17 protein-coding genes are annotated in these 23,077 nt (G+C 71.0%); 7 read left to right on the top strand and 10 right to left on the bottom strand.

The features are described from left to right. Nucleotides 1-312: 312 nt before the first annotated feature. Nucleotides 313-726 carry an FHA domain-containing protein gene (locus tag H0487_RS24535; RefSeq protein ID WP_446685557.1) on the top strand — a complete coding sequence of 138 codons (414 nt, stop codon included), beginning with the start codon at nt 313-315 and terminating at the stop codon, nt 724-726. 62 nt (nt 727-788) lie between these two features. On the opposite strand, the gene H0487_RS09045 is transcribed toward H0487_RS24535, so the two are convergent. The 3 genes from H0487_RS09045 to H0487_RS09035 all read right to left on the bottom strand — a co-directional run bounded on the left by H0487_RS09045 (nt 789) and on the right by H0487_RS09035 (nt 6,655). Next, nucleotides 789-2,870, bottom strand: a complete 2,082-nt coding sequence (locus tag H0487_RS09045) for a cation:proton antiporter (protein ID WP_183093911.1) — start codon at nt 2,868-2,870, stop codon at nt 789-791. Nucleotides 2,871-2,978: 108 nt separating this feature from the next. Continuing rightward, nucleotides 2,979-4,841 carry an ABC transporter ATP-binding protein gene (locus H0487_RS09040; RefSeq protein WP_183093910.1) on the bottom strand — a complete coding sequence of 621 codons (1,863 nt, stop codon included), beginning with the start codon at nt 4,839-4,841 and terminating at the stop codon, nt 2,979-2,981. After that, nucleotides 4,838-6,655: an ABC transporter ATP-binding protein gene (locus tag H0487_RS09035; RefSeq protein WP_183093909.1), complete on the bottom strand. Its 1,818-nt coding sequence runs from the start codon at nt 6,653-6,655 to the stop codon at nt 4,838-4,840. The genes H0487_RS09040 and H0487_RS09035 overlap by 4 nt, the downstream gene beginning before the upstream one ends. A 65-nt stretch (nt 6,656-6,720) precedes the next feature. Here H0487_RS09035 and H0487_RS09030 point away from each other — a divergent pair, with 65 nt between their 5' ends. Then, a complete protein-coding gene (locus tag H0487_RS09030) occupies nt 6,721-8,115 on the top strand; it encodes a septum formation family protein (RefSeq protein ID WP_183093908.1) in 1,395 nt (464 codons plus the stop codon). Between the two features lie 7 nt (nt 8,116-8,122). Here H0487_RS09030 and H0487_RS09025 read toward each other — a convergent pair whose 3' ends face one another. Further along, on the bottom strand, nt 8,123-13,069 hold the full coding sequence (locus H0487_RS09025; RefSeq protein WP_312855878.1) for an NAD-glutamate dehydrogenase: 4,947 nt from the start codon (nt 13,067-13,069) through the stop codon (nt 8,123-8,125). 112 nt (nt 13,070-13,181) lie between these two features. Here H0487_RS09025 and H0487_RS09020 point away from each other — a divergent pair, with 112 nt between their 5' ends. The 3 genes from H0487_RS09020 (at nt 13,182) to H0487_RS09010 (ending at nt 14,873) form a co-directional block, all read left to right on the top strand. After that, complete coding sequence (locus H0487_RS09020; protein ID WP_183093906.1) at nt 13,182-13,664, top strand: DUF2505 domain-containing protein; 483 nt, start codon at nt 13,182-13,184, stop codon at nt 13,662-13,664. Further along, entirely contained in the window at nt 13,664-14,149 is a 486-nt protein-coding gene (locus H0487_RS09015; protein WP_183093905.1) for a DUF2505 domain-containing protein, read from the top strand. Before H0487_RS09020 ends, H0487_RS09015 begins: the two co-directional genes overlap by 1 nt. 193 nt (nt 14,150-14,342) lie before the next feature. After that, nucleotides 14,343-14,873, top strand: coding sequence for a hypothetical protein (locus H0487_RS09010; protein WP_183093904.1), 531 nt, complete (start codon nt 14,343-14,345; stop codon nt 14,871-14,873). 125 nt (nt 14,874-14,998) lie between these two features. Here the strand turns inward: H0487_RS09010 and H0487_RS09005 are convergent, their stop codons facing one another. The 3 genes from H0487_RS09005 to H0487_RS08995 all read right to left on the bottom strand — a co-directional run bounded on the left by H0487_RS09005 (nt 14,999) and on the right by H0487_RS08995 (nt 18,371). Continuing rightward, nucleotides 14,999-15,193 carry a hypothetical protein gene (locus H0487_RS09005; RefSeq protein WP_183093903.1) on the bottom strand — a complete coding sequence of 65 codons (195 nt, stop codon included), beginning with the start codon at nt 15,191-15,193 and terminating at the stop codon, nt 14,999-15,001. A 26-nt stretch (nt 15,194-15,219) separates the two neighbouring features. Next, nucleotides 15,220-16,848: an L-glutamate gamma-semialdehyde dehydrogenase gene (gene pruA, locus H0487_RS09000; RefSeq protein WP_183093902.1), complete on the bottom strand. Its 1,629-nt coding sequence runs from the start codon at nt 16,846-16,848 to the stop codon at nt 15,220-15,222. Nucleotides 16,849-16,916: 68 nt separating this feature from the next. After that, the gene (locus H0487_RS08995; RefSeq protein ID WP_183093901.1) at nt 16,917-18,371 is read right to left on the bottom strand and encodes a WS/DGAT/MGAT family O-acyltransferase; all 1,455 of its coding nucleotides are present in this window, start codon (nt 18,369-18,371) and stop codon (nt 16,917-16,919) included. A 156-nt stretch (nt 18,372-18,527) separates the two neighbouring features. Between H0487_RS08995 and H0487_RS08990 the strand changes: the two genes are divergently transcribed. Together H0487_RS08990 and H0487_RS08985 are read left to right on the top strand one after the other, a co-directional pair. Beyond that, nucleotides 18,528-18,896, top strand: a complete 369-nt coding sequence (locus tag H0487_RS08990; protein WP_312855877.1) for a hypothetical protein — start codon at nt 18,528-18,530, stop codon at nt 18,894-18,896. Beyond that, nucleotides 18,893-20,227: a hypothetical protein gene (locus H0487_RS08985; RefSeq protein ID WP_183093900.1), complete on the top strand. Its 1,335-nt coding sequence runs from the start codon at nt 18,893-18,895 to the stop codon at nt 20,225-20,227. The genes H0487_RS08990 and H0487_RS08985 overlap by 4 nt, the downstream gene beginning before the upstream one ends. A 35-nt stretch (nt 20,228-20,262) precedes the next feature. On the opposite strand, the gene H0487_RS08980 is transcribed toward H0487_RS08985, so the two are convergent. From H0487_RS08980 to sigE, 3 genes are read right to left on the bottom strand one after another with little or no spacing between them, the layout of a single operon-like run. Beyond that, nucleotides 20,263-21,687, bottom strand: a complete 1,425-nt coding sequence (locus H0487_RS08980; RefSeq protein ID WP_183093899.1) for a S1C family serine protease — start codon at nt 21,685-21,687, stop codon at nt 20,263-20,265. A 57-nt stretch (nt 21,688-21,744) separates the two neighbouring features. Next, nucleotides 21,745-22,287, bottom strand: a complete 543-nt coding sequence (locus tag H0487_RS08975) for a hypothetical protein (RefSeq protein ID WP_183093898.1) — start codon at nt 22,285-22,287, stop codon at nt 21,745-21,747. Then, entirely contained in the window at nt 22,287-22,895 is a 609-nt protein-coding gene (gene sigE / locus H0487_RS08970) for an RNA polymerase sigma factor SigE (protein WP_183093897.1), read from the bottom strand. Before sigE ends, H0487_RS08975 begins: the two co-directional genes overlap by 1 nt. Between the last annotated feature and the right edge of the window lie 182 nt (nt 22,896-23,077).

Genomic DNA, 23,077 nt, shown 5'->3' with positions numbered 1-23,077 from the left:
GGTCACGACCACGCCGGTCACGACCACCCGCACCCGCCGGCACCGGAGCCGGTCGCCGCGGCTCCCGCTCCCCCGGCTGCCCCTGCTGGGCGCCCGCTGCCGCCGCCGCAGGCCGACGAGAACATCCAGTTCCAGTCGGTCCTCATCGGCGACCTCGACGACGACGACTTCGAGCCGCTGCCGATCGTCGACGACCCGAGCGTCATCGAGGAGGCCAGCGGGGCTCCCCGGGAGGAGGTGCGCGGCGTCTACTGCAAGAACCGGCACTTCAACGACCCGCGGCAGCTCTTCTGCGCTGTCTGCGGCATCAACATGGTGCAGCAGACGCCGGTGCTCGTGAACGGCATCCGGCCGCCGCTCGGGGTGGTCGTCCTCGACGACGGGTCGGTCTTCCAGCTCGACACGCCCTACCTCCTGGGGCGCGACCCCGGGGCGGATGAGCGGGTGGCCGGCGGAGACTTCCGCGGGCTGCCGATCATCGACCAGTCCAACCAGGTCTCGCGGGTCCACGCGCGGCTCGAGCTGCGCGGCTGGGACGTCGTCCTCATCGACAACAACTCGACGAACGGCACGTTCGTCCACATCCCGAAGACGCCCGACTGGCAGCGGATGGGACCCGGCGCCGAGCAGGTCCTCGTGCAGGGCACCCGGGTGCGGATCGGCCACCGGACGCTGGNCCGGACGCTGGCGTCCAACACCCACGCGGGAACGAGCAACCAGAGCTGAGCCCCCGCAGCAACGGCGGAGGCCCCGACGGATGACCGTCGGGGCCTCTGCCGTCTCGTGGACTACTCGACTGCCGCCGTCGCACCCAGCTCGACGGTCGCGAAGTCGAGCGGCACGGCGTCCGGTTCGCTGCGCGCGCCGAGGGTCGCCCCGGCCCCGGCCGCGGCGACGTCGATGACCGCCGCCGTCAGGCCCGAGTCGGGGTCGGGCGTGGCCGCGTCGGTGACCCGCACCCCGCGCTCCTCCAGCGTCGTGCGCAGCGCGGCGAAGCGTCGACCGGCGTCGCCGGTGAGCTGGAGCGACGTGCCGCGAGCGATCGCCAGGCGGGCCCCGAGCAGCACCGCGGCCTCGCCGTCGCTGTCATTGCTGAGGGCCACCTGGACAGGGACACCGTCCGGGAACGACGTGGTCCCCTCGCCGATGATCGTCGCGCGGCAGTCGGCAGCATCGAGCACGGCGTCGAGCGACGGGTCGCCGGCCCACGCGACGATGCCGCGCGGGGTCAGCACGTTCGCGAGCTCGGCGAGGTCCTCGGTGACGTCGCCGCTCGGGTGGGCGATGATCCGGACCGGTACGCCGAGCTCGTCACCGCGCCTGACCAGCACCTGCTGGCGCTCCATCGCGGCGGCCATCTCGGCGAGCTCCCCCGACAGGCCGCTGCCGAGGTCGAGCAGACGGCCCTGGGGCTGGAGGTCGGCGACGACGATCTCGGCCGGGGTGGCGCCGGCCAGCATCGCCACCGCCACGTCGAGCTGGACCTGGTTGTCGGCGTCCGGCCCGGTGAGGACGAGGATCCGGTCGACGGCCTCGTCGCCCAGGGCCGCCCGCTCGGCCTCGGCGATGTCGCGGGCGACCCGACGCTGCGGGTAGGTGAAGGCGAGCAGCGGACCGGTCATCACGGTGGTGACCAGCGCCATGATCACCATCAGGGTGAAGAGGTCCTCACTGAGCAGGCCCTTCTCCAGACCGACGTTGAGGATGATCAGCTCGGTCAGTCCGCGGGTGTTCATGAGCAGGCCCAGCGAGCTCGCCTGCCAGTGCGGCACCTTCTGCAGGCGCGCACCGACGTAGGCGCCGACGTACTTGCCGACGATCGCGACCGTGAGGATCGCGAGCAGCGGGAAGATGTCGTTGGCCTCGAGGCCTCGGATGTTGACCTTCAGGCCCGAGATCAGGAAGAAGACCGGCAGCAGCAGGAGCACCGAGATCTGCTCGAGCCGCACCAGGATCTCGTGCCGCAGCGCCGCGGCGTTCTCGTGCGGGATGATCGCGCCGAAGAGGAACGCGCCGAAGATGAAGTGGATGCCGACCAGCTCCGTGGCTGCCGCGAACAGCAGGATCCCGACGAGCACGACGCTCAGGATGGTCGGGGTGAGCTCACCGGCCTTGTGGTAGGCCGTCGTCAGCCCGCCGAGCAGCGGCCGTACGACGAAGATCGCGACGAGGACGAACGGGACCGCCAGGTAGATCGCCCATGAAGGCAGGTGGCCGTGCGCTCCGTCCACGCCGGAGACGGCGAGCACGATCGCGAGCAGGGTCCAGGCGATGATGTCGTCGGTCGCGGCGCAGGCCAGGGCGAGGCCCCCGGTCTCGGTGCGGTGCATCCGGCGGTCGGTCAGGATCCGCGCCAGCACCGGGAACGCCGTGATCGACATCGCGGCACCCATGAACAGCGCGAACGGCCAGAATCCGACGCCATCGGGCTTCAGGCCGGCGGTCGCGTCGGTCTCGACGAAGAGCTTGGCCAAGGCGATGCCCAGGCTGAACGGCAGCACGATCGAGCACACCGAGACCGAACCCGCGACCTTGCCGCGCCCCTTGACCAGGGAGACGTCGAGCTCGAGACCGACCACGAACATGAAGAGGACCAGGCCGACCCGGGCCAGCACCTCCAGGAAGCCCCGCTGCTCGATGGGGAACAGGTCGTTGCTGAGCTCCATGCCCAGGAGGCTCGGACCGAGGAGCACGCCCGCTGCGATCTCGCCCACGACGGGAGGGATCCCGATCCTGGCGACCGCCATGCCGGAGATGCGAGCGACGACGATGATCAGCGCGAGCAGCCCGAGGATGACGGCGATGTCGAGCAGCGCGGCCGTGACGACGGGTTCGGCAGCCGTTCCGGTCCACGCGATGACGTGACTCACAGGTTCCTCCTCAGGAGTTCGGGCCCGCGCCAGCCTATTGCTCTGGTCGCGCCAGGGGCCCGAGAAGTCGCAAGATTCCGTCGCGGGAAGGATTCGCCTCGCACGGCGCTAGGCGAGCGAGTCGCGCCAGGCCTGGTGGAGGTCGGAGAACCGGCCGCGACCGGTCGCGACGAGCTCGGCCGGGGCGCCGTCCTCGACCACGCGGCCGTGCTCCATCACGATGACCCGGTCGGCGATCTCGACCGTGGAGAGCCGGTGGGCGATGATCACCGCCGTCCGTCCGGCGAGGACGGTCCGCAGTGCTTGCTGGACGAGCCGCTCGGACGGCACGTCCAGCGAGGACGTCGCCTCGTCGAGGATCAGCACCGCCGGGTCGGCGAGGAACGCGCGGGCGAAGGCCACGAGCTGCCGCTGGCCAGCGCTGAGCCGACCGCCCTGGTGGGCGACGACGGTCTCGTAGCCGTCGGGCAGGGCGTCGATGAAGTCATGGGCACCGAGCGCGCGGGTCGCGGCCCGGACCTCCTCCATCGTGGCGTCGGGGCGTCCGAAGCGGATGTTGTCGGCGATGGTTCCGGAGAACAGGTAGTTCTCCTGGGTCACCATCACGACCGCGCGCCGCAGCACGTCGGAGGTGAGGTCGCGCAGGTCCACCCCGTCGAGCAGCACCCGGCCGCCTGTCGGGTCGTAGAACCGGGTCGCCAGCTTGGCGACGGTGGTCTTGCCGGCACCCGTCGTCCCGACGATCGCCAGGGTCTGGCCGGCCGGCACCCGCAGGTCGAGCTCCTGGAGGACCGGCCGACCCTCGACGTAGGCGAAGTCGACCCCGTCGAACCGGACCTCGCCCCGCGGGTGGTCGAGCGCCTCGGGTCGCTCCGGCTCCGGCACCCCCGGCTGCTCCCGCAGGACACCCGCCAGCTTGTCGAGCGCCGCCGACGCCGACTGGAAGGTGTTGTAGAACTGCGAGATCTCCATCATCGGCTCGAAGAACTGCCGCAGGTAGAGCAGGAAGGCCGCGAGGACGCCGACCGTCACCTCGCCGTGGAAGGCGAGGTAGCCGCCGTACAGGAGGACCACGGCGATGGTGACATTGCCGATGAGACGGATCCCGGGCATGAACCACGCGACCAGGCGGAACGCGACCAGGTTGGCCGCGCGGTACTGGTCGTTGACGTCGTCGAAGATCTCCTGGTTGCGCGGCTCGCGGCGGAAAGCCTGGACCGCGCGGATGCCGCCCATCGACTCCACGAAGTGGACGATCACCAGCGCGACCTTCTCGCGCGTGACGGTGTAGCTGCGCGCCGAGGACTTCCGGAACCAGTTGGTGATCCAGAACAGGAGCGGGCCGCAGCACAGGGCGACCAGCCCGAGCTCGACGTCGAGGAAGAGCAGCAACCCGGCTGTTCCGACCAGCGTGAGCGCGGCCGTCACCAGGCCGTCGAACCCGGTCTCGAGCATCTCGTAGATGGCGTCGACGTCAGAGGTCTGGCGCGAGATCACGCGCCCCGACGTGTACTCGTCGTGGAACGCCGGGCTGAGCGCCTGGAAGTGGCGGAACACGCGGCGTCGTACCTCGAACAGGACGTCCTGGCCGACCTTGCCGGACCGCACGAGGAACAGGTTGCGCGCCACGGCCTGGGTCAGTGTCGCGAGCAGGACGATGCCGACGATCGTCAGCAGCGGGCCCAGGTCGTCGTCGGCGCGGATCGGCGGGATGCCGGTGTCGATCCCCTCCTTGACCAGGTAGGGGATCGAGAGCCGCGCGGCGTTCTCGACGAGGACGATGGCGACCAGACCCCAGATCGCCCACTTGTACGGCGCCAGCAGCTCCCGCAGGAGCGCGCCGGAACCGCCGGTGAACCGCCGTTCGAGCCGCTCGAGCGCCTCGTCCTCGTCGACCTTGGCGATGCCGCGCCACGCGGGGGTGGTCGCGTTCGAGGTCTGCCCCGGCGGCCGGGTCGTCGGCTGGGTCATCGGCCGGCCTCCTCGAGGGAGGGGTCGGCCGCCAGCAGCTCGCGGTAGGCCGGCACGGTCGCCAGCAGCGAGCGATGCTCGCCGACGTGGGTGATGGTGCCGTCCTGGAGCAGGGCCACCCGGTCGGCCAGCAGCACGGTCGACGCGCGGTGGGCGACGATCAGTCCGGTCGTGTCGACCAGGACCCGGCGCAGCGCCTCCTCGACCAGCGCCTCGGTGTGGACGTCGAGGGCCGACAGGGTGTCGTCGAGGACCAGGACGGCCGGGCGGGCGACGACAGCGCGGGCCAGGGCCAGGCGCTGGCGCTGGCCGCCCGACAGCGCCATCCCCTGCTCACCGATGCGGGTGTCGAGGCCCCACGGGAGGTCACGGGCGAACCCGGCCTGGGCGACGTCGAGCGCCTCCTCGATCTCGGCGTCGGTGGCGTCGACCCGGCCGAGGGTGAGGTTCTCCCGCGCGCTCATCGAGAAGAGCGTGGGGTCCTCGAACGCCGTCGCGACCAGCTGACGGAGGTGGCCGAGGCCGAGCTCCCGGACGTCGACGCCGTCGATGCTCACCGAGCCGCCGGTCACGTCGAACAGGCGCGGGACGAGCGCGGTCAGGGCGGTCTTGCCCGACCCGGTCGCCCCCACGATCGCGACGGTCTCTCCCGGCCGGACGTCGAGGTTGACGTCGCGCAGGACCGGCTCGTCGAGCGCGCCCGGGAAGGCAAAGTCGACGTGCTCGAGGCGCAGGTGGCCACGAGGGTCGTCGATCACCCGGGTGCCGCTGACGATGTCGGACTCGGTGTCGAAGATCTCCAGGATCCGGGCCGCCGAGGTCATCGCCTCCTGGGTCATCGCGAGGATGATGCCGAGCGCCGACACCGGCCAGACGAGCGACAGCATGAGCGTGATGAACGCGACCAGCTCCCCCGGCGTCAACGCGCCCCGGCCGACGCCGATCGCGCCGAAGAGCAGCACCACGACCACGGCGCAGTTGGGGATCACCTCGAGGAAGGTCCAGAACCGGGCCGAGAGCCGGACCTTCTCCATCGAGGTCGCGTGCAGCTGGCGGGCCGCCGCCTCGTACTGGTCGCTCATGTGACGGCTGCGGCCGAAGGACTTGATGACCCGGATGGCGACCGCCGCCTCCTCGGCGCGGGTGGCCAGGTCGCCCTGCTCGTCCTGGACGCGCCGGGACACCAGGACGTAGGACCTCTCGAAGCGCATCGAGAGCCACACGATCGGAGCAGCGGTGAACGCGACGACCAGCCCGAGCGGCCAGTACATCGTCAGCAGCACCACGGTCACGGCGATGACCTGGAGCACGTTGATGAGGAGGAACAGCATCGCGAAGCCGAAGAACCGGCGGATCGCGGAAAGGTCCGTCGTCGCGCGCGAGAGCAGCTGACCGGACTGCCACCGGGTGTGGAAGCTCATCGGGAGCGCCTGCAGGTGCGCGTAGAGGTCGCGGCGCATCGCGGTCTCGACGTTGAGCACCGCGTTGGACTGGAGCCAGCGGCGCCACCAGGTCAGGAAGGCCTCGAGGACGCCGAGCGCGAGCACGAGCAGGCCGAGCGGCAGGACCGGGTCGATCTCGCCGTCGGTGATCGGGCCGTCGATGAGGGCCTTGATCACCAGCGGGATCGCGATCGCGACGGCGATGCCGGCGAGCGCCGTGCCGAGCATGACGGCCAGGGTGGCGCGGTGCGGGCGGAGGTAGGACCGCAGGCGCCACAAGGAGTGGACGCCCGCGGGAGGCGGATGGTCCGGATCAGGCCCGAGCGGGTCGCGCTCCGACCGACCAGGACGCTGAGGCGTTGAGGTCGTCATCGGTACCCCCACCGTAGGTCGCCGGACCGACAGACCGCGACCCGATTTCCCGGTACCTTGCAGAGGTGGACGAGACCGTGCAGATCCACCACGCTGTCGCCGACATCTACCGGCGCAGCCCTGAGGCGTTCCAGGACACGGAGCACCTCGTCGCCGCCCTCTCCGACTACGTCGACACCGACGGCGCAGGCTCGGGTGAGATCCGGCTCATCGTGGACGCCGTCGAGCTGGGTGCGTTCCAGCGGCTCCAGGACCTCTCGACCATGGGTGCGAGCCCTCACGCCGCGATCATGGAGACCGCCGCGGTGCTCGCCCGCAAACGGGCCACCGACGAGGACCGGTCCGCCTGGGCGTGCGCCGTGCTCGCCTTCGCCGTCGGGTTGCTCCCCGACCTCGACGTCCAGACCTACCGGATGCGCTGGGAGATGCCGACGGCCCTTCCGCCCGCACCGACCGCGCCGCCCTCGCCGACGGCGGCCGTCCCACCGACGTCGGCGGTGACCCAGGCTCCCCCGCCGCCGGTGCCCGCCCCGGTGCCCGCCCCGGTGCCCGCCCCGGTGTCCGCTCCCTACCCGGCCGCACCGTCCGTCGCGCAGCCGCAGTACCCGACCGCGGTCTACCAGCAGACCCAGCAGCCCTGGACCAGCGGCGCACCGGCGCCGGCCCCGGCCCGTGGGTTCCCGGCGTGGGCAGCGGGGCTGGGGGTCGCGATCGGCCTGGCGATCGTCGCGGCGATCGTGCTCGTGGTCGTGGCGCCGTGGCAGGACGACGACCCGCCGGACGACCCGGACGACCCCGTGGTCGCCGGCGTCCCCCAGGTCGGCTCCTGCCACGCGCTCAGCACCGCGGAGATCTCCGCCGACAGCGACTCCAAGGACCCGATCGACTGCGCGGACCCGGCGGCCAACACCATCACGACCGACATCGCGACCCTCCCGGCCGACATCGACCGCAGCAGCTCCGAGGCGATCTGGAACGCGATCTCGAAGGAGTGCGTCTCGACGACGTTCTCCTACCTCGGCGGCAACACCGAGGCGTTCGCCCGCTCGGCCTACAGCATCATCTACTTCGTCCCCACGCCGGACGAGGTCGCTGCCGGCGCGGACTGGGTGCGGTGCGACCTCACCCTGTTCAGCGGCGGCGGCACCCGGCCGCTCCCCGAGGTCGAGGGCAGCATCGACCAGCTCCCGCTGGCCGACGAGGTCGCCCTGTGCGCCGAGGACAGCGAGACCAGCGGCGGGCTCTTCACGACCTGCGACCAGACCCACGCCTTCCGCGTGACCGGGTCCTTCTTCCACGCCGGGGCCCGCCCCACCGACACCGAGCTCGCCACCCTCGGCCAGGACACCTGCCCCGGCGAGCTCGAGGGCGGGGGCACCTACGCCTTCGCCCACGCACCCGACCAGGCGTTCTGGGACGGCGGCGCCACCTACATCCTCTGCTTCAGCTACGACACCTGATCGAGCGTCAGGCGAGCAGGCCGCGCACCACCCGCAGGGCGACCGACACGCGAGCGAGGTCGGAGTCCTCGTCGGCGCAGATCGCGCCGAGCGTCTCCTCGGCACGCTCGACGACGCCGCCGGTCGACTCCTCCCACTCCGCGACCCGGCGGGACGCCTCCTCGCGCAAACCCTCGAGGTCGTCGTCGGCGATCGTCGTGTCCGCCTCGGTCGTCCGCAGCACCTCGGCCGTCAGCTGGGCGTGGACGGCGTGCAGGTCGTCACGGAGCGCGGCGCGCGCCATCGTCTGCCACTGGTCGGCACGCGGCAGGTCGACGATGCGTTGCTGGAGCACCGACAGGCCGAGGCGCTCACCGAGCTCGAAGTGGACCCGGGCGACGTCGCGTGACGGCAGCCCGTCGCGGGTCGCGATGTCCACGACGTTGAGCAGCGCGTAGGCCACGTCGTAGGACGCCACCCGCACCGCGAGCTCCTCCGGGACCCCTTGCCCGACCAGCGACGTGCGCCGCTCGTCGTAGGCCGCGCGCTCCCGCCCGGTCAGCAGCCCGGGCAGGTCGAGCATCGTCTCCTGCACCGGTCCGGCGAACTGGTCGACCGTCGCCTGGCTGTCCAGCGGTGGCCGCCGGTTGGTGACCAGCCAGCGCGACGCCCGCTCGACCAGGGTCCGCATCTCGACCCGCATCCGGGTCTGCACGGCCGCGTCGATCTTGTTGTCGTAGGTGGCCAGCTCCTGCCGCAGCGGCAGCGAGCCGTAGATCTCGCGCGCGACGAAGTTGGCACGGGTGAGCTCGGCGGCCGACGCCCCGGTCTCGCCCGCCAGCCGCTGCCAGTAGGTCATCCCGGCGCCGTTGACGAGGTCGTTGACCACCTGGGTCACGATGATCTCGCGCCGCAGCGGGTGGGCCTCGATCTGCGCGGAGAAACCCTCCTGGACGGCCCGGGGGAAGTACGACACCAGGTCGATGACGCAGTAGGGGTCCTCGGGCAGGTCGGAGGCCAGCAGCTCCTCGGCCAGCACGATCTTGGTGTAGGCCATCAGCACCGACAGCTCGGGTTGGGTCAGCGCTCCACCCTGCTCGAGCCGGCGCTTGACCTCGGCCGTCGGCGGCAGCGCCTCGAGCTCGCGGTCCAGGCGCCCCTCGTCCTCGAGCTGGTGCATCCACTGCTCGTGGACGTGGAGCAGCGACGGTGCGTTGCGGGCCGCGTTGGCCAGTGCCAGGTTCTGCTCGTAGTTGTCGCGCAGCACCAGGTCGCCGACCTCGTCGGTCATCGACGCCAGCAGCGCGTTGCGCTGCTTCTCGGTGAGGTCGCCGTCGAGCACGACCCGGTCCAGCAGGATCTTGAGGTTGACCTCACGGTCGGACGTGTCGACCCCGGCGGAGTTGTCGATGAAGTCGGTGTTGATCCGGCCACCGTTCTGGGCGAACTCGATGCGACCGCGCTGGGTGCAGCCCAGGTTGCCGCCCTCGCCGACCACGCGGACCCGCAGCTCGGTGCCGTTGACCCGGATCGCGTCGTTGGCCTTGTCGCCGGCGTCCGCGTTGACCTCGGTCGACGCCTTGACGTAGGTCCCGATCCCGCCGTTCCACAGCAGGTCGACCGGTGCCAGCAGGATCGCCCGCATCAGCTCGGCCGGCGTCAGCGCGTCGACGTGCTTGAAGATGCCGAGCGCGGCCCGGATCTCCGGTGTCACGGGGATCGACTTCGCGCTGCGGGAGAAGACCCCACCGCCGGCCGAGATCAATGACTTGTCGTAGTCCTGCCAGGACGAACGGGGCAGCGCGAAGAGCCGCTTGCGCTCCTCGAACGACGCCGCGGCGTCGGGCTCCGGGTCGATGAAGATGTCGCGGTGGTCGAACGCCGCCACCAGCCGGATGTGCTCCGAGCAGAGCATCCCGTTGCCGAAGACGTCGCCCGACATGTCGCCGACCCCCGCGACGGTGATGTCCTGCTCCTGGCAGTCGATGCCGAGCTCGCGGAAGTGTCGTCGTACGGACACCCACGCGCCGCGGGCGGTGATGCCCATCGCCTTGTGGTCGTAGCCCACCGACCCGCCGCTGGCGAAGGCGTCGCCCAGCCAGAACCCGTAGTCCTTGGAGACCCCGTTGGCGATGTCGGAGAACGTCGCGGTGCCCTTGTCAGCGGCCACCACCAGGTAGGAGTCGTTGCCGTCACGCCGTACGACGCGCTCCGGCGGGACGGTCTCGCCCGCCACCAGGTTGTCAGTGACGTCGAGCAGCCCGCGGATGAAGGTCTTGTAGCACTCGACCCCCTCGGCGAGCCATGCGTCACGACCGCCCTCGCCCGCAGGGTCGGGCAGGTGCTTGGCATAGAACCCGCCCTTGGCGCCCACCGGGACGATGACGGTGTTCTTGACCATCTGCGCCTTGACCAGGCCCAGGATCTCGGTGCGGAAGTCGTCACGGCGGTCGGACCACCGCAGGCCACCGCGAGCGACCGCGCCGAAGCGCAGGTGCACACCCTCGACCCGCGGCGAGTAGACGAAGATCTCGAACTTCGGCCGCGGTTCCGGCAGGTCCGGGATCGCCGACGGCTCCATCTTCATCGACAGGTAGGCCTTGGGCCGCAGGGAGTCGCCGGGCCGCCGATCGTTGCCCTGGTACTGGAAGTAGTTCGTCCGCAGGGTCGCGCGGATGTGGGTCAGGTAGGACCGCAGGATCCGGTCGTGGTCGAGGCTGACGACGTCGTCGAGACCCCGGGTGATCCGGTCCTCCAGGTCGCCGTGGCGCTCCTCGCGGGCGGCATCGTCGAGGTCCGGGTCGAACCGGGTCTCGAACAGCTTCACGAGCATCCGAGCGAGCTCGACGTTGTCGGCGAGCGCCCCCTCGATCGAGTCGATCGCGAACGGCGAGTTCCCCTGGCGCATGTACTTCGCGTAGGCGCGCAGCAGCATCGCCTGCCGCCAGGTGAGCGACGCCCGCAGCACGAGGGCGTTGAACCCGTCGATCTCGGTGTAGCCGTCCCAGATCGCCCGGAGCGCGTCGGAGAAGAGCTCGCGTGCCTGGTCGGGCAGCGGCTGGCCGTAGCGCAGGCCGAAGTCGTAGATGTGCGAGGTCCGCTCGAGCCCGTCGAGCCCGTAGGGCCGCTCGTCGACGACCTCCACGCCCATCGACGACAACATCGGCAGCACCTCGGACAGCGACAGCGGGGACCCGACGCGGAACACCTTGAGGCGCGCCTCGCCCTCGGCGGCGTCGAGCTCGGAGTAGAGGGCCTGGTCGATACCGGACTCCCCCTGGATCGCCTCGATCCGCCCGAGGTCGACCGCGGCCGACCGGGCCGAGAAGTCCTCCTTGTAGGCCTCCGGGAACGCGTCGACGTAGCGCCGGCCGAGGATCGCGCCGACCTCCTCGCCGTACTCCGCGGACACCGCGTGGAGGAAGTCCTCGTGCCACGAGCGCGACGCCTCGATCAACCGGCGCTCGAGGTCGACGGTGTCGACGTCGGGGATCGTCTCCCCGGCCGGCATCCGGACCACGAAGTGCACGCGCGCGGTCGTCGACTCGCTGATGCTGACGTTGAACTCGATCGCGTCGGGGTCGATCCGGCCGTCGCCGATGACCTGGGCCAGGATCCGGACGAACTTCTGGCGGACGCTGGTGTTGTAGCGGTCGCGCGGCAGGTAGATGAGGACCGAGAGATAACGGTCGTAGGTGTCCTTGCGGATGAACAGCCGGACGGCACGCCGCTCGCGGGCCTGCATCGCACCTTCGGCGATGCTGGCCAGCTCCCCGACGGGCGTGTGGAACAGCTCGTCGCGCGGATAGGTCTCGAGGGTGTCGAGGAGCGCGTTGCCGTCGTGGCTGCGCGGGTCGAGCCCGGTGAGCTCGAGCACCGCGGCGACCTTGTCCCGCAGGAGCGGGACGCGCAGCACCGACTCGGTGTAGGCGGCGCTCGACAGCAGACCCAGGAAGCGACGCTCGCCGACGACCTCGCCGTTCTCACCGAAGACCTTCACCCCGACGTAGTCGAGGTAGGCGGGCCGGTGCACCGTCGCCCGCGAGTTGGCCTTGGCCAGGACGAGGAGGGTCTTCTCGCGCGCCTTCGCCTTCACCGCACCGGACAGACGGCCGAACGCCGAGGACTTGTGGGCGTCAGCCTCCGAGTCGCGGAGGATGCCGAGGCCACTGCCCTGGACCGGCGTGAGGAGGTCGTCCTCGGCTCCGTCCGCGGCCTGCTCGAGCTCGTACTCCCGATAACCCAGGAACGTGAAGTGCTCGTCGGCCAGCCAGGTCAGGAGGTCGCAGCCCTCGCTGACCTCGTCGACCGGGAGCGGCGGCGGCTCGTCCCAGAGCTGCGCGACGATCTCGCGGACCCGATCCTGCATCGGCGACCAGTCCTCGACCGCGGCCCGCACGTCGCCGAGCACCCGTCGTACGTCGTCGGCCAGGCGGTCGGCCTCACCGCCCTCCTCGGTGAGGCGGTCGATCTCGACGTGCATCCACGACTCGCGCCGGGTGCCGTCGGGGGGCGTCGCCGATCCGGCGGCTACCGGGTGGTGCGCGACGAGGCGACCCTTGTCGTCCCGCTCGACGTCGAACGTCGGGTGGAGCACGAGGTGGGCGTCGCGGTGCTGGCGCGCCAGCTCCATCGTCAGTGAGTTGACGAGGAAGGACATGTCGTCGGTGACGACCTCCACGACGGAGTGCCCGCCCGCCGACCACCCGTGCTCGGCGACCGTCGGCGTGTAGACACGCACCCGCGACGTCCGCGGCTGCCGCTCCGCGGCGAGGTGGTGGTGCGACGCGTAGGCGCCGTAGACGTCGACGTCGGAGCGGTCGTCCAGCTCGTCGGTCGACACGTGGCGGTAGTACGCAGCCAGCAGGGGCACGAGCTGGTCGCCCGGCGGGGCGCTGGAGCCCTTGCCGTGGCGAGCCACCTCGGCGGCCTGGTGGAAGATCTGGTCCCGGTCGCTGTGCGTCGTCGTTGACACACGGCAACAGTATCGTCGGCTCAAGTCCCGCGCAGCCGCAGGAATTGCGCGTCGCGACATCGATCGCCTGTCACGCACACCGATCGCCGCTCTATGGGCCAAGATGTGCCGCATGAAGTTCCAGCACACGTCGACGTACCCGGGTTCGCCGGACGAGGTCTATGCCATGCTCACCGACCCCGCGTGGCGGGAGAAGGTCGGCGCCGCGCAAGGGGTCGTCTCCTCCACGATCACGGTGACGCCGCAGGGCGAGGGCTGCACGGTCGTCGTGGACCAGGTCCAGAACACCGCCGGACTGCCGGCGATGGCGAAGAAGATCGCGGGCGAGACGACCCGCGCGGTCGTCACCGAGGTGTGGAGCTCGTCGACCGCGGGGACCGTGGAGATCCTCGCCCCCGGCAAGCCCACCAAGGCGGTCGGCACCACGAGGCTGGTCGCCGACGCAACCGGCACCCAGCACGTCACCGAGCTCGAGGTCACCGTCAAGGTCCCGCTCATCGCCGGCAAGCTCGAGGCGATGATGGGCGACAACATCAAGAAGGGCATGGAGATCGAGCAGGCCGTCGGTGTCGCGTGGATCGGCGGCGAGCGCTGATGGCGACCACGATCGTCCACGAGCTCCGCTACGAGGCGCCTCTCGCAGACGTCGCCGCGATGCTCGCTGACCCGGAGTTCCGCGACGCGGTGTGCGTCGAGCAGCGCGCCACCAAGCACGAGGTGTCGATCACGGGCGTCCAGGGCGACCCGATGAAGGTCCGGATCGCCTACTCCCAGCCGACCGACCGGGTCCCGGGCTTCGCCAAGAAGTTCGTCGGCAACGAGACCGACATCGTGCAGGAGGAGACCTGGACCAGCGCCGAGCACGGCGACATCCACGTCACCATCCCGGGCAAGCCCGGCGAGATGGTCGGGACCGCGGTCCTGACCGAGAAGGACGGAGTGACGACCGAGACGGTGACCCTGGCGATCACGGTCAAGATCCCGCTCGTCGCCGGCAAGATCGAGTCGCTGATCGGCAAGATCTTCGGCAGCGCGATGCGCGCCGAGAACCGCGCCGGCGTCGCCTGGCTGGCCCGCTAGGGCCAGCCGGGCGCGCCAGCCTCAGCGGTCCTTCCCGCCGCAGCACCCGTAGAACGAGTGCCGTTGTCCGCGTCGGTGCCGTCACCGTCGGACGAGGGCCGCCGAAGACCCGCTGAAAAACCTCTCGAAGCTGCGTAAGGACCGCGCCCTCCCACACGTCCACCAGACGACGACCACGTCGAGGGAGGACGCCATGAAGACATTCCGCAACACCCATAAGGCACGGCGAGGACTCCGCACCACCCGGCATCGAGCCTGCGCAGCGCTCCTGGTGCTGGTCACAACCATCGCCATGACCGTCGCGGCCGTCCCGCGTGCCAACGCGGAGACCTTCGGGCGGGAGAGCAACTGTGGCGGTTGGGGCAGGATGTACCACACCAACCGGTGGGACTTCTTCGCCGGGCATCACATGGATCCGAGATTGGGGATCTGCCACAACGGCAGCCTGATCTTCTGGGGCAAGAACCCGGGCCTGACCTTCCCGACACGCAACTTCCTGACCGGCTCGCTAGAGGACCTGGATGTCGTCTCCGCACCTCAGATCGTCAAGAAGAAGTACTGCTTCTCGCGGGTCTGCTCAGTCAAGTGGGGGTTTTCGGTAAAGCAGAGGATCTCCGGCACACCGATCGGTCAGACCTTCGACTTCACCGTCGAGATCTTCACGATGGGAAGCAAGATCTGTTCGGTCGGAGGCACGTGTGACACGACCAAGACGTGGTTCTAGGGTCACGAACGTGGGATCCGCCAACAAGTTCTTCCAAGCGATCGGAATCCTGTTGCTGATCTACGTCGGCATCACGGCCGTCGCACTGCTCGCCCAAACGCTGTCTGACGGTCTGCGGTGACGGACTAGCGCTCTCGGGAGTCGTCGCCCGCGCGGTCGGCCTCGTGGGCAACGGCGTCGCGGTCGGCGGCGTCCTCGCGGGCGTCCTGGCGGCGGCGGACGAGGATGACGGCTCCGAGGAGGAGGAACGGGCCGAAGGCCAGCACGATGGTCAGCACCTGTTCGACCGGGTGCAGGTTGCCCATGTGCCAGGGAGTCACGCTCCCCATCCTCTCAGCCGTCGGCGTCAGCCCTGGTACGGGTACCGGTGGTCGGTCGGCGGGACGAGCGTCTCCTTGATGGAGCGCGGCGACGTCCAGCGCAGCAGGTTCGCAGCAGCGCCGGCCTTGTCGTTGGTGCCCGACGCGCGACCGCCGCCGAAGGGCTGCTGGCCGACGACCGCACCGGTCGGCTTGTCGTTGATGTAGAAGTTCCCGGCGGCGAACCGCAGCGTCATCCGGGCCCACCGGATGGCCGACCGGTCCTGGGCGATGATCGCCCCGGTGAGGGCGTACGGCGCCGCGGACTCCGCCTGGAGCACGACCTTCTCGAAGTCGGCGTCGTCGTAGACGTGGACGACGAGGATCGGTCCGAAGTACTCGGTCGTGAACATCTCGTCGGTCGGGTCGTCGGCCACGACGATCGTCGGCCGCACGAAGTAGCCGACCGAGTCGTCCGTCGTACCACCTGCGACGACCTGCAGGCCCGACGTCGCCTTCGCCCGCTCGATCGCAGCGGTGTGCTTCGCGAACGCCCGGTCGTCGATGACGGCACCGAGGAAGTGCGAGAAGTCGGTGGGGTCGCCCATCGACAGCGCGTCGGTCTTGGCGACCAGGTCGTCGCCCATCCGCTCCCACACCGAGCGCGCGACGTAGGCGCGGGAGGCAGCCGAGCACTTCTGTCCCGAGAACTCGAACGAGCCCCGGATCAGCGCGGTGGTGACGACCTCCGGGTCCGCCGACGGGTGCGCGATGACGAAGTCCTTGCCACCGGTCTCCCCCACCAGCCGGGGATAGGTCCGGTACGACGGCAGGTTGCCGCCGACCGTCTGCCACAGCCGGTGGAAGGTCGGGGTGGACCCCGTGAAGTGGATGGCGGCCAGGTCGCGGTGGGCGAGCGCCACCTCGGAGGTCGCGATGCCGTCGCCGGGCAGCATGTTGATGACGCCCGGCGGCATCCCGGCCTCGACGAGCAGCTGCATCGTCAGGCTCGCGGCGTGCTGCTGGGTCGGGCTCGGCTTCCAGATGACGGTGTTGCCCATGAGTGCAGGCGCGGTCGGCAGGTTGCCCGCGATCGCAGTGAAGTTGAACGGCGTGATCGCGTAGACGAAGCCCTCGAGCGGGCGGTGATCGGTGCGGTTCCAGACGCCGGGGCTGTTGGCGATCGGCTGCTCGGCCAGGATCTGCCGGGCGTAGTGGACGTTGAAGCGCCAGAAGTCGATGAGCTCGCACGCCGCGTCGATCTCGGCCTGGAACGCGGTCTTGGACTGCCCGAGGACGGTCGCGGCGTTGAGGCGCTGGCGCCACGGGCCGGCCAGCAGCTCGGCGGCCTTGAGCAGGATCGCGCAGCGCTCGTCGAACGGCATCGCCCGCCAGGCGGGAGCGGCGTCGGTCGCGGCGTCGATCGCGCGCTGGGCGTCAGCCTGGGTCGTGCCCTTGAGGACCCCGAGGACGTGGGCGTGGTCGTGGGGCTGGACGACCTGGATCTCGGGGCCGCCGCCAGCCACCCACTCGCCGCCGATGTAGGCGTCCATGGGGTGCTCGGTCGCCTCCTGTCGGGCGATCTCCGCGGTCAGGGCGTCGCGCTCCGGGGTGCCGGGCGCATAGGTCAGGTTGGGCTCGTTGGTGGGAGCCGGTGGCAACGTGATGGCGTCCATGCCGCCCACTTTGTCAGACAAACAATGGCGCGAGCGAGTCGTCGCTGCACTCACCGCCGGCGCGGCACCTAGCGCTTCGGCTTGGGCTTGCCCGACGTCGTACGACGACCGCGCGGAGCGCGCTCCCGACCGGCCGAGGAAACCTCGAGGAGCTCGTCGAGAGCCTCGCGGATGCAGATGCCGAGCAGGTCCGCGTCCGGCACCAGGTCCCGGTCGGCGGTGATGCCGTAGAACACCCCGCCGTTGTAGGAGGTCACGCTCAGGACCAGCGGGTGGCCCTGGACCAGCGGCGCGACCGGATAGCTCGCCAGCATCTCCGCGCCGGCGGCGTAGAGCGGCGTCTGCGGTCCGGGGACGTTGGTCACCGACAGCTGGTAGCCGCGCCGCATCTCGTCGGCCGCGACCCGAGAGCCGATCGCGTGGAACGTCGTCGGCGCGAACCCGGCCACGCCCGCGAGCCGGTTGGCCGCGACCGAACGACCCGTCTCCTTGTGGGCCTGGAAGGAGTAGGAGACCTGGTGCAGCCGGACGACCGGGCTGGCCTCGCCGACCGGCAGGTCGACGAAGTGGGCTGCGATCTGGCTCCCGAGCGAGGTCGCCTCGAGCTCCTCGTCGATGACGGAGACCGGGACCACCGCGCGCACCTGCCGGATGCCGCCCATCGACTCGGCGCGGGTCATCAGCCAGGAGCGGAGGCCGCCGGTGACGGTGGCCAGGATGACGTCGTTGACCGTGCCGCCGTGAGCCTGGCGGACCTTGCGGTAGTCGCTGAGGCAGGTCTCGACGGTGACGACGCGACGCTGCTGCGAGAGCTCGCCGCCGATGACGCCGCGGGACCGCGGCCGGCGGCCGGTGACGGCGCCGACGACGCTCCGCACCCGCTTGGTGCGGGCATCGACCGTCCGGGCCACCGTGCGGGTCGTGCCCCGCACCGTGTTGACGACGGTCTGGGTGTCGGTGACGGCCTCGCGCACCGCGCCGGCGACGAGCGCACCCGGCGTGGGGGCGCGACGCGGCTCCCAGTCGTCGGGCTCGAACTCGCGCGGCGTCGGCTGGGCGTCGAGGAGCAGCTGGCCGAGGTCGACGGTGTGGACCCCGTCGACGAGCGCCTGGTGGGTCTTGGACAGCAGCGCGACCCGGCCGCCCTCGAGACCCTCGACGAAGTAGACCTCCCACAACGGGCGTGACCGGTCGAGCGGGCGCGACACGATCCGGGAGGCGAGCTCCAGCAGCTGGGTCGACGTACCGGGGCGCGGCAGCGCCGAACGGCGGACGTGGAAGCCGAGGTCGAAGTTCTCGTCATCGACCCACAGCGGGGCGGCGAGGTGACCCGGCACGGCCTGCACCCGCTGGCGGTAGCGGGGGACGAACGCGATCCGGTCCCGGATCAGCTCGACCAGGCGTGCGTAGTCGAACCCGGAGTCGCCCGGGTCGAAGATCTCGATCGTCGCGTTGTGGAGCGGCGTCTCGGGAGTCTCAGCGGTCAGGAACGACAGGTCGCGCGCGCGAACCCGATCGACCACGACAAACCCACCTTCTGGTACCGGCCCCCCGTCAAGCCCCATGGCTTGTTGCGTGAGATTCTGACAGAGGTCCGCGTCCGCACTGGCATTTGTCCGTGTGCGGAGGATGGACGATGCCGACGAGGCGCGGACCCGGGCACGAGCAGGAGGATCACGGTGAAGGCAACGACGGTGCGGCGACTGGCGTGCACGGTCCTGGTGGGGACGGCCCTGGCGGCCTGCAGCACCGACGAGGGCGGCGACGGCGGCACGTCCGACGGCGACCCGGAGGTGGTCGAGATCACCTTCGAGAACGGCGCGGTCACGCCCAACGGCGAGCGCGTCGAGGTCGACAAGGGGCAGCCGATCGACCTCGTGGTGACCGCAGACGAGCCCGGCACCCTCCACCTGCACTCCGACCCCGAGCAGGAGTTCGCCTACGACGCCGGCACGGAGACGTTCGAGATCCAGATCGACCGTCCCGGGATCATCGAGGTGGAGTCGCACGAGCTCGACCAGGTCATCGTGCAGCTCGAAGTCCGGTGACCGGCGGCGTGCTCGAGGCCCACGGGCTGGGTGGTCAGGCCGATCTCCCGATCTCGTTGGGCCTCGCGATCTCCGGTGCGGTCGCGGCTCTGGTCATCTCCTTCACCGTCCTCGTCGTCGCGTGGCGCTCGCCGCGCTACGCCACCGGGCTGGAGGTCCTGCCGGACGAGGCCGAGTCCCCCGAGCGGCCGCGACGCGTGCCGTCGTACGGCCTGGTCGCCCTGCGCATCATCGGCCTGTTCGGCTTCGCGTTCACCGCCTGGACCGCGATCGCCGGAGAGAACCAGCTCACCAACCCGTTCTTCGGGATCATCTACGTCTGGCTGTGGGTCGGCATCGTCTTCGCCTCGATCCTGTTCGGCCCGGTCTGGCGCGCGATCAACCCGATGCGGACCGTCAACGCCGGGCTCGCCCGGCTCACCGGCGGCGACCCCGACCGCGGGCTCTACGACTACCCGGCGTGGCTCGGCCACTGGCCGGCGGCGATCGGCCTCTACTCGTTCGTGTGGATGGAGCTGGTCAACCGGACGCCGACCGATCTCGGGACGGTGCGGCTGTGGTGCGCGCTCTACGTCGCCGCGATGCTCGTCGGCGGTGCCGTGTTCGGCTCCCGGTTCTACGAGTACGCCGACCCGTTCGAGGTCTACTCCACCCTGGTCGGCTCGCTGTCCGTCCTCGGGCGCGACGAGGACGGACGGATCCGCCTCCGCAGCCCGTTGGCCGGTGTCGCGTCCATCCCCTCCCGGGCCGGGCTGGTGGCCGTCGTCGCGGTGCTCTTCGGCAGCACGGCGTTCGACTCCTTCGGGGAGTCGACGTACTGGATCCGCACGATCCAGCAGTCGTCGGTCAACGGGCTGGTGCTCAACAACCTGGCGCTGCTCACGTTCTGCGTCGGGGCCGCCGTCATCTTCAGCCTCGGCGCCGCGCTCACCGGGGTCGGCCCCGAGGTACGTCGACGCGAGCTGCCGCGGCGGCTGGCGCACTCGATCGTGCCGATCGTCGCGGGCTACATCGTGGCCCACTACCTGACGCTCTTCATCGACGTCGGCACCCAGACCCTCGCCCGGGCCAGTGATCCGCTCGGCAAGGGGTGGGACATCCTCGGCACGGCGGCGGTCGAGCCGTCGTACTGGTTCTCCTACCACCCGACGGTGCTCGCGACCATCAAGGTGCTCGCGGTCGTCGTCGGCCACGTCACGGCGGCCGTGCTCGCCCACGACCGGGCGATCGCGCTGCTCCCCCGGCGCCACCAGATCACCGGTCAGCTCCCGCTGCTGGTCGTGATGGTCGGCTTCACCGCCGGCGGCCTCTACCTGCTGTTCAACGCCTAGGCCACTCGCGCGGACACTCGCGTGGACGCGCGGGTCTAGCCGACCTCGCCGTCCAGCGTGACCTGGATCTTCTGCTCGTCGCCGTCGCGCTCGACGGTGAACTCGATGGTCTCGCCGGGCTGGTGGGTGCGGATCGCCACGATGAGGGCGATGCCGTCGGTGACCCGGAGGCCGTTGACCCGGGTGATGAGGTCGCCGTCCTCGAGGCCGGCCTCCTCGGCGGGCGAGTCGGCGAGGACCTCGTCGACCGTCGCGCCGTCGAGCTGGGTCGGCCCGCCGGTCTGGACCCGGGCGCCGATGACGGGGTACTGCGCCTCGCCGGACTCCAGGATCTGGTCGGCCGTGACGATGACCTGCTCGACCGGGATGGCGAAGCCGACCCCGATGTTGCCCGCCTCCTCGTCGAACGAGCCGCCCCCGTTGGTCGCGATCGCTGAGTTCACGCCGACGACCTGACCCTGCAGGTTGACGAGCGGACCGCCGGAGTTGCCGGGGTTGATCGCGGCGTCGGTCTGGACGGCATTGATGTACGACGAGTCGTCGGCCGTGCTGCCGGTGGTCACCGGCCGGTTGAGGGCGCTGACGATGCCCGAGGTGACGGTCGAGCTGAGGCCGAGCGGAGCACCGATGGCGACGACGGGCTCGCCGACGCGGAGGCTCTCGGAGCGCCCGAGCGACGCGGGCTTGAGGTCGTCGGCCCCGGCCACGTGGAGGACGGCGAGGTCGTAGACGGGGCTGCGGCCGACCACCGTGGCGTTCTGGCGGTTGCCGTCCTGGTCGACGATCTCGATCGGGCCGTCGTTCTCCGCGGCGTCGGCGACCACGTGGTTGTTGGTGACGATGTGCCCCTGGTCGTCGAGCACGAAGCCGGATCCGGTGGCACCTGCCTCGACGCCCTCGAACTCGGCGATGATCTGCACGGTGCTCGGCAGCACCTCCTGCGCGACCCGCGCGACGGAGCCGGGCTTCTGGAGCGGCGGCTGGGTGTCGAGGCCGCTGGTGTCGAGACCGACGGTCGTGACCGGCTGCTGCTCGTCGTCGTTCCACTCGGCGTAGCCGATGCCGCCGACGACGCCGCCGGCGACGCCCACCACCAGCGCGAGCAGCGCCACGACGGGCCAGACCCAGCCGGAGGGACGGGCGCGCTCCGGCGCGGGGGCCGCGGGCGGCGGAAGGACCGGACCGGTCACCGACGGGACGGAGGCCGAGGTCGCCGAGAACGCGCGGGTCGGCTGTGACACGGCGGTCAACGCCTCGGTCGGCGGCGGGGGCGGCGCGGACGGTCGGCTGGCCGGCGGGGCAACCGACTGCGCGGCCGGCGGGGCGACCGACGGTGCGGCCGGCGGGGCCGCCGGCTGGGCACCTGTCGGGGCACCTGGCTGGGCGGCCGGCTGGGCAGCCGGCTGCGACTCACCAGGAGGCGCCCAGCGGTCGGCGGCGTCGTCGAGTCGGTCGTTCACGGGCCCATCATCGCCGATGCCCCCTGAGCCATGGCTCCGCGGCCTCCGGAGCGGTGCTCAGGGCAGCAGGTGGGCGACCCAGTCGGGCAGCACGGCGGCCGCGAGGACCGGGACCGACGCGGTGCCGGCCCGCTCGGCGACGACGACGTGGGTGGCCCGCACCGGGGCCTGGCGGTCACCGGTGCTCGGGGCCTCCGCGTCGGTCTCGCTGACGGCGGGGGTCTCCACGCGCGACACGGGCGGCCGGCGGTCGACACCGGCCGGACCCGGACCGAAGCCGAGCGCGAGCACGCCCACCATGGCCGCGCCGAGGGTGCCGCCGCCGATGACCGCGACACTGACGCCCCGGCGGACACCGCCACCGTGACGCGCCTCGGCGAGGAACTGCTCCCCGGGCGTCAGGCTCAGCAGGGAGCCCTTGAGGTCGGGGGACGCGCCGCCCTCGCACAGGCCCGCCAGGCGGGTCTTGACCCACCCCTCGCGCTCGACGAGGTCCCGACAGGCGTGGCAGGCATAGACGTGGGCCCAGGCCTCGTCAGCCTCGGCCCGCGACAGCTGGCCGTCGAGGAGCGCGCTCACCCGAGCGCCGAGGTGACCCATCAGGCCCTCCCGCGCTCGGCGACGAGCGGCGCCGGGCCGGCGTACCGCGTGCGCTCGCCCTGCGGGGCCCGGTGGGCCAGCGCGGCGCGCAGCATCGCGCGCCCACGGTGGATCCGGGAGCGGACGGTGCCGAGCTTGGCGCCCAGGATCTCGGCGATCTCCTCGTAGGTCAGGCCCTCGATGTCACAGAGGACGACGGCCGCGCGGAAGTCCGGCGGCAGCGCGGACAGCGCCGCCTCGACGTCGTCCTCGAAGGTGTGGTCGGCGTAGGCGGCGCCGGGCTCGAGGCCCGGGCTCGCGATCCGGGCCGCCCTCTCGTCGGAGAGGGCGTCGAACCGGATCCGCTGCTTGCGGCGGGCCTGGTCGAGGAAGAGGTTGGTGGTGATCCGGTGCAGCCAGCCCTCGAACGTGCCGGGCTGGTAGGTGTGCAGCGAGCGGAACACCCGCACGAAGACCTCCTGGGTGAGGTCCTCGGCGTCGTGGCGGTTGCCGGTGAGGCGCAGCGCGAGGCGGAAGACGCGGTCGGAGTGCTGCTCGACGATGGAGTGCCAGTCCATCGACTGCTCGCCCGATTCGACCGGCAGCGCATCAGCCTGCTCGGCACTCATGGTCGCCACCCTTCTCCGCACCGGTGTGCTGCCTCCCTGGTCGTCGTGAACCTATGCCCCTGGCCTGAGGAAACCCTGTGAAAGCGGCTCCGGATGCCTGAGGACTGCCGGGCACCCGCGGGTCGTACTGCTCCAGCCAACGATCGGTCGCCCCGCGTTGTTCCGCAAGACCGGGGCGGGTG

The organism is Nocardioides stalactiti (assembly GCF_014180715.1).
GTDB classification, from domain to species: domain Bacteria; phylum Actinomycetota; class Actinomycetes; order Propionibacteriales; family Nocardioidaceae; genus Nocardioides; species Nocardioides stalactiti.
This window is presented reverse-complemented; position numbering and strand designations above follow the sequence as displayed.